Origin of the sequence: Acidovorax sp. 35-64-16 (assembly GCF_002281195.1) — a bacterium.
GTDB classification, from domain to species: Bacteria; Pseudomonadota; Gammaproteobacteria; order Burkholderiales; family Burkholderiaceae_C; genus Acidovorax; species Acidovorax defluvii.
The window spans coordinates 23077-29166 of the sequence record NZ_NCFM01000035.1; the positions used below are offsets into that span (position 1 = coordinate 23077).

A 6090-nucleotide genomic window follows, 5' to 3' on the forward strand; every position below is an offset into this window, starting at 1 on the left:
TTTTTTCATGGAGCCAGTACACAGACATCGCTGTTGATGAGACAGGCTGGTCGGTGGGCCTGGGCACATATGGTTCAAGGGATGTGGGGTTCGTCGGGCAATTCGTTGGATCGGGCTGCGTCCGGTGACGCCGGAAAATGATGGCATAACAAAGCTGTGACTTCGTCCACTGCCAAACCCATGCCCTCTTCAAATTGCCCCGCGCGGAAGGCCTGCGACATGCGGGCAACCATCTTTTGCCACTCAGCGGCGCCGACGTGTGCGTGGATTCCCCGGTCGGCGACGATATCGATGGAATGCTCTGCAAGCAGAACATAGATAAGCACACCGTTGTTGTGTTCTGTGTCCCACACGCGCAGCTTGCTGAACATCATGAGGGCGCGCTCGCGCGCGGGCGCATTGCGCAGCAGATAGCTCCACGGGAGACCACCTTCCGCACACAGGCGTATCTGTCCGGTGTGCTGTTGTTCGCTGGCGGCAATGCGGGTGGTCAGCCGCTGCAAGGCGACGTCGGGGAGCACGCGGCGCACGAGTTGGTCGTTCCAGCGGTGCCGCAAGAGACGGGCAACTGCCCCAAAGACGGGAAAAAGCCCTGACATGTTCACCAGTCTCCCGAGGCGCCACCGCCTCCAAAATCGCCGCCGCCACCAGAACGGAATCCGCCACCGCCTGAGGATCCGCTGCCCCAGCCCCCACCTCCGGTGCCGTAACCCCATCCGCCACCACGTCCGCGACTGGACAGGGTGCGTGACGATGCACTGAGAAGCATGTAGACCATTGCGGCCAAGCCTGCCAGCCCTGCCAGCAGGGCGCTGGTGGTTGCCACGTAGGCCAGCCCAGCAGCGAGGGACCCTGTCAGCACCGAACCCAGGCCTTTACCGAAAATGGAGCGCACCAACGGGCCGACCACCGTGACTCCCAGAAACAGGAAAATAGCCCACTCACCCCAATCTATAGCATCGTCTCTCCCCGACGGGCGAGCATTTGCTTGCGGCTCTGGCAAGGCTTCTTCGGCAATGCGGGCAGATATCTGGGTAATAGCCGCCTGCAGGCCCCCGGCGAAATCGCCTTCACGAAAGCGCGGCTTTATGGCCGTGTCAATGATGCGGGCCGCGGCAATGTCCGGAATAGCGCCTTCCAGTGCCTTGGCCACCTCCATGCGCATCTTGCGGTCATCTTTTGCGACCAGCAGCAGCACACCATCACCCACGGTTCGGCGGCCGATCTTCCAGGTGTTCGCAACGCGGTTGGCGTAGCTGGCAATGTCTTCGGGTGCCGTGGTGGCCACCATCAGCACCACTACCTGGGAGCCACCGGATTGTTCAAGTGCTGCGAGCTGCTGCTCCAGAGACAGAAGCTGGCCGGAACTGAGCGTGCCGGTTTGATCCAGCACGCGTGCTGTCAGCGCAGGAACCGGTTGCGGTGTTTGCGCATAAACGCTACCCCATCCGGTTGCTATTAATAATATAGCTGCTAGCGCAATGTGGATAAGCGCTAAAGGCATATATGAGCAAGAATCAAGGCTTCGATGCCGAAAAATCGACAGCGGGTGGTGCGGTGATCTGGGCTTCGTTTTGCACGCTGAAACTTGGCTTCGGAGCGTAGCTGAACGCCATGGCGGTCAGATTGGTGGGAAAGCTGCGCGCCAGCACGTTGTATTCCTGCACCGTCTGGATGTAACGGTTGCGTGCCACGGTGATGCGGTTCTCGGTGCCTTCCAGCGTCACACGGAGGTCCCGGAAGCCTTGATTTGCCTGCAGGGTGGGATAGCGCTCTGCCACCACCATCAGCCGCGAAAGCGCTCCCGACAACTCCCCCTGCGCCGCCTGGAACTTGGCAAATGCGGTGGGGTCGTTGAGCGTTTCCGGCGTCACCTGGATGGAGGAGGCTTTGGCGCGGGCCTCGATCACCTTCGTCAGCGTGTCCTGCTCGAAACTGGCTTCGCCTTTGACGGTGGCAACAATGTTGGGCACCAGATCGGCGCGGCGCTGGTATTGATTGAGTACCTCACTCCAAGCGGCCTTGGATTGTTCGTCCAGGCGCTGAAAATCGTTGTAGCCGCAGCCTGTAAGCAACAGAGCAGCCGTGAAAAGGGCAAGAAGACGTTTCATGGTGGCGGGCCTGTGTATGGAAAAATGAAATGGGGAATACCGGAAGTGGCAAGGTACCGTTGAATTTTGCCGCAAGGCAGGTTTGGTCCCAAGGAAGTCCCAGCACCCGCACTGGACAGGGCCAAGCACAATACCAGTTCCGCGACATTCTCACCATCCCATGACCCGCGCACGCCCCAGAGCAGCAGTACTGGGCGGATCTGCCGAAGACATCGAGGCGGCGTTTTACGAAGCGCAGCAACACGGTGACATCGAACAGCTGATGTCCTGCTGGGCGCAGGATGAGGACATTGTGTGCGTGCACCCGGATGGTCCGCGCCTCTTGGGCACCGGTGCATTCGTGCCGCGTTCGAGGCCATTTTCAGCCACGGTGTGGTGCGAGCCACACCTTTGCAGGTGCACAGGGTGCTTGCACTGGCCAGTGCCGTGCACGGTGTGGTCGAACAACTGGAAATAACGCTACCGGATGGAGTGCACCATGCGCTCATCCTGGCGACCAATGTCTATCACAATGCACCCGAAGGGTGGCGCATGGCGTCCACCACGCCAGTCCGGGGGGCGCACAAGATGCCCAGAATCTGAGCGATGGGCGACCCGTGTTGCATTGACATGTGCGCTGACCGAGGATGGAAAAATGATGCCTGTCAGGCCCGCTGAAAGCTCGCAGTGCACACTGAACTACGTGGCACCGCGGTGGTTGCCCGGGGGGCAGTTGCAGACAATATGGCCGGCACTGTATTCGCGGCGGGTGAAGGGGCCACCGTTGCCATATCGGCGCGAGCGGTGGACCACGCCAGACGCAGATTTTTTGGATGTGGATTATCTGCAGGACGGCGCTCCGACGGAGTTTTTGCGTCCGTTGCTGGTGGTTTTTCATGGCCTTGAAGGATCATCGCGCAGCCACTACGGTGAGGCTTTTGCCGATGTGGCCCGGGAGCGAGGCTGGGCCTGTGCATTGCCGCATTTTCGTGGCTGCAGCGGCGAGATCAATCGGGCACCCCGCGCCTACCATTCTGGCGACCATGAAGAGATGGGCTGGATGCTTGAACGCTTGCGCCGCGCCCATCGCGGGCCATTGATGGCGGTGGGTGTCTCTCTAGGGGGTAACGCCCTGTTGCGGTGGGCGGCCGAGGCCGGGGCGCAGGCCGGCCGTAGCGTGGATGCCGTGGCTGCGGTGTGCTCGCCGCTGGATCTGGCGGCTGGGGGGAGGGCGATCGGTCAGGGCTTCAATCGGCAGGTCTACACACGCATGTTCATGCGCACGCTCATACCCAAAGCACTGAAGAAACTGGAGCAGCATCCGGGCCTGTTTGATCGCGATACCTTGTTGAAGGCGCGTGATCTGTATGCGTTTGACAACGTATTCACAGCGCCCCTGCACGGGTTCAGAGACACAGAAGATTACTGGCGCCGCGCGTCAGCAAAACCGTTGCTGCGCAACCTTCACATACCTGCCCTGGTGGTCAATGCCCGCAATGATCCCTTTGTTCCCGCATCCAGCCTGCCTGCAGCCAACGAGGTGGGATCCTCTGTGCGGCTGTGGCAACCGATGCATGGCGGGCATGTGGGGTTTGTGCAGGGTCGGGTTCCTGGCCATGTGCGGGCCATGCCGGAAATCGTGGTGGGATGGCTGTCGCAGCAAGCCGCAGCCCACGCAGTTGCTCCGGGCGGGGCACAATGCGCGCATGGATGACATCGTCAAACAGGCCCTCGTCAAGTGGCCCAATGTGCCCAATTGCTACGGATGGCTAGGCTTGGATGCGCGTGGGCGGTGGTACCTGCGTGACGACGCTGCTCAGGCGGCAGGTCCGTTCCCCCACAGTAAGGGTTCCCTCCTGCAGCACGAAAAACTCATTGAATTCATCCAGCGCAATTACGAGGCAGACGTAGAGGGGCAGTGGTTCTTTCAGAACGGCCCACAGCGGGTGTACGTAGAGTTGGAGTACACGCCATGGGTATGGCGCATCGAATCAGATTTTTCGCTGGTGGCACACACAGGGGTCAAAGCTGCCGCACTGGGCTGCCTTGAGGATGAGTGCGGCCGTGTTTATCTCAGCTCCGCAATCGGTGTGGGACTGGTCCACACGCTGGATATGGAAGCTGTCGCGGATGCCGTTGAAAAAGGGATCTGGTCGCCGCAACCTGTGCGCAGCGCCGAGCTACCTCTGCAATTCGGCTACGTCTTGAACCCCAAGGCGCATAGCATGTCGCGCTGAATCGTTCAGTACCGTTGGTCTTTCAACACACACCAGGCAGAAAAAAGCCGACCACTCGGGTCGGCTCGGAACAAGTTACGCGATTGTGCGGTGCTGTGCCTATTTGGCCGCCTCGGCCATGTACTCCACTGCCGCACGCAAATCTTCATCCGAAGCTTGTGCGCCACCACGGGCAGGCATACCACCCTTGCCCTGAACAGCGCTGGCATACACCGCATCAATGCCTGCAGCCAAGCGCGGGGCCCAGGCAGTCTTGTCGCCAAACTTGGGCGCGCCAGCTATGCCGGCACCATGGCACACCTGACAAGCCTGCTTGTACAAAGCTTCGCCATTGGCCGAAACTGCCGATGCAGGAGCGGCCGCCGCTACAGGCGCAGCAGTACTGGCCGGCGAAGCGTCTGCAGAGGGCGCGCCAGCAGCAGCGGGTTCTGCGAACTTGGCGCCACCAGCATTCGCCATGTAAGCGACCGCACGTGCAATCTCAGTGTCATTGAACTCGCCGCCACCTTGCGGCGCCATGGCATTTTTGCCCTTGAGCGCAGACTGAACCAGCGTGTCGAATCCGGTCTTGATGCGCGGGCCCCATTCGGCGGCGTCTCCGAGCTTGGGTGCGCCTGCAGCCCCCGTGGCGTGGCAAGCCGCGCATTGCCCTTTGTAAACTTCTTCGCCACCGCGCAAGGGGCGGTTTGAATCGCGAATCTCCACCATGCCGATCTTCTGGATGCGCTCGGCGATCGCTTTTTCGGGATTCGCAGAGCCTGCGGCGGGTTTGTTGTCAGCGGTCACATACAAAACCAAGCCGATGATTGCGAAGATCGGTACCACAAACGAAAGAATCACCGCAACCAGCAACTGCTTGGGGTTTTTGATTGGGCCGGTATGTGCTTCTTCGTGATGGTTGTTGTCGCTCATGACGTCCTCAGTTATGTCGGGGCTTGATGTGATCAATTTTTAATTATAGGTGTGATGACCCGGATGCGACACGGAAGCAGGCTGGCGCCAGCACTGACGAGGTGTTCGTCGCTGACGCATCGCAGACGTCTGTGCGATGCCGCGCGAAAGTGAGGTGCATACGTAAGTGGTCTGCGTGTGGGGTGAACAGCAGGCAATCCATCGTGGCGATCTCGTCGTTCGCAGGGCTTGCTCATGCAATAATCTACGGGTTGGTTCAAAGCACAAAGTGCGGCTGTAGCTCAGTGGATAGAGTATTGGCCTCCGAAGGCTATAGTCATCCGGGCTGTCAGCGGAATTTTGAGTATTGGTCTTTTAAGAGTTGCGGCTGTAGCTCAGTGGATAGAGTATCGGCCTCCGAAGCCGAGGGTCGTGGGTTCGATCCCCGCCAGCCGCACCAAAATCAAGGACTTACGTGAGTTTTCCATGGCTCACGATACAGTCAAATTTTGGTTCAAGTCTCAGAGTTGACCGCTCTCAGCAGCCAATAAGGCCTTGAGGCTCAGGGTCACAGTTTTCTGACGTCTGTGTTCATGGCCCGCCTGTGGCCCATGCGTGGCCCTGCCATAGCGCAGAGATGAAGCTTCAAGAGATTTTTGACCATTGGGCCCGTGGCCCATCGAAAGTTCTTCAGCTTGCCGTCATCTCTTGATGGATGCTCCGTTGACTGCTAAACCTTCCCACTTGGGGGATAAGCAATCAAATGACTGTTCAGCAGCGTTATGCACAGCACGCAGTTATGCACAGTTGGTCCGGCAGCGCGGCGTCGCCGCCCTCGCAAGAGGGCTGCGGTCGCGTCTTTGAACTTCACG

6 protein-coding genes, 1 tRNA gene and 1 pseudogene are annotated in these 6090 nt (G+C 59.7%); 4 read left to right on the forward strand and 4 right to left on the reverse strand.

The window, feature by feature from the left end; translation table 11 throughout:
- Nucleotides 1-74 precede the first annotated feature (74 nt).
- From B7Y64_RS15830 to B7Y64_RS15840, 3 genes are read right to left on the reverse strand one after another with little or no spacing between them, the layout of a single operon-like run.
- Nucleotides 75-599: a TPM domain-containing protein gene (locus B7Y64_RS15830; protein WP_291324951.1), complete on the reverse strand. Its 525-nt coding sequence runs from the start codon at nt 597-599 to the stop codon at nt 75-77.
- 2 nt (nt 600-601) lie between these two features.
- Complete coding sequence (locus tag B7Y64_RS15835) at nt 602-1504, reverse strand: TPM domain-containing protein (RefSeq protein ID WP_291324950.1); 903 nt, start codon at nt 1502-1504, stop codon at nt 602-604.
- A 13-nt stretch (nt 1505-1517) separates the two neighbouring features.
- Nucleotides 1518-2111, reverse strand: a complete 594-nt coding sequence (locus tag B7Y64_RS15840; RefSeq protein ID WP_291324949.1) for a LemA family protein — start codon at nt 2109-2111, stop codon at nt 1518-1520.
- A gap of 160 nt (nt 2112-2271) precedes the next feature.
- Here B7Y64_RS15840 and B7Y64_RS15845 point away from each other — a divergent pair.
- From B7Y64_RS15845 to B7Y64_RS15855, 3 genes and pseudogenes are all read left to right on the forward strand, one after another.
- Nucleotides 2272-2719, forward strand: a pseudogene (locus B7Y64_RS15845) (nuclear transport factor 2 family protein).
- Between the two features lie 65 nt (nt 2720-2784).
- Nucleotides 2785-3804 carry an alpha/beta fold hydrolase gene (locus B7Y64_RS15850; protein WP_291324968.1) on the forward strand — a complete coding sequence of 340 codons (1020 nt, stop codon included), beginning with the start codon at nt 2785-2787 and terminating at the stop codon, nt 3802-3804.
- Nucleotides 3797-4327, forward strand: coding sequence for a DUF2946 family protein (locus B7Y64_RS15855; RefSeq protein WP_291324948.1), 531 nt, complete (start codon nt 3797-3799; stop codon nt 4325-4327). Before B7Y64_RS15850 ends, B7Y64_RS15855 begins: the two co-directional genes overlap by 8 nt.
- A 99-nt stretch (nt 4328-4426) precedes the next feature.
- On the opposite strand, the gene B7Y64_RS15860 is transcribed toward B7Y64_RS15855, so the two are convergent.
- Nucleotides 4427-5239: a c-type cytochrome gene (locus tag B7Y64_RS15860; protein WP_111868910.1), complete on the reverse strand. Its 813-nt coding sequence runs from the start codon at nt 5237-5239 to the stop codon at nt 4427-4429.
- Between the two features lie 363 nt (nt 5240-5602).
- Here B7Y64_RS15860 and B7Y64_RS15865 point away from each other — a divergent pair.
- Nucleotides 5603-5678: transfer RNA gene (locus B7Y64_RS15865), tRNA-Arg, on the forward strand.
- Nucleotides 5679-6090 lie beyond the last annotated feature (412 nt).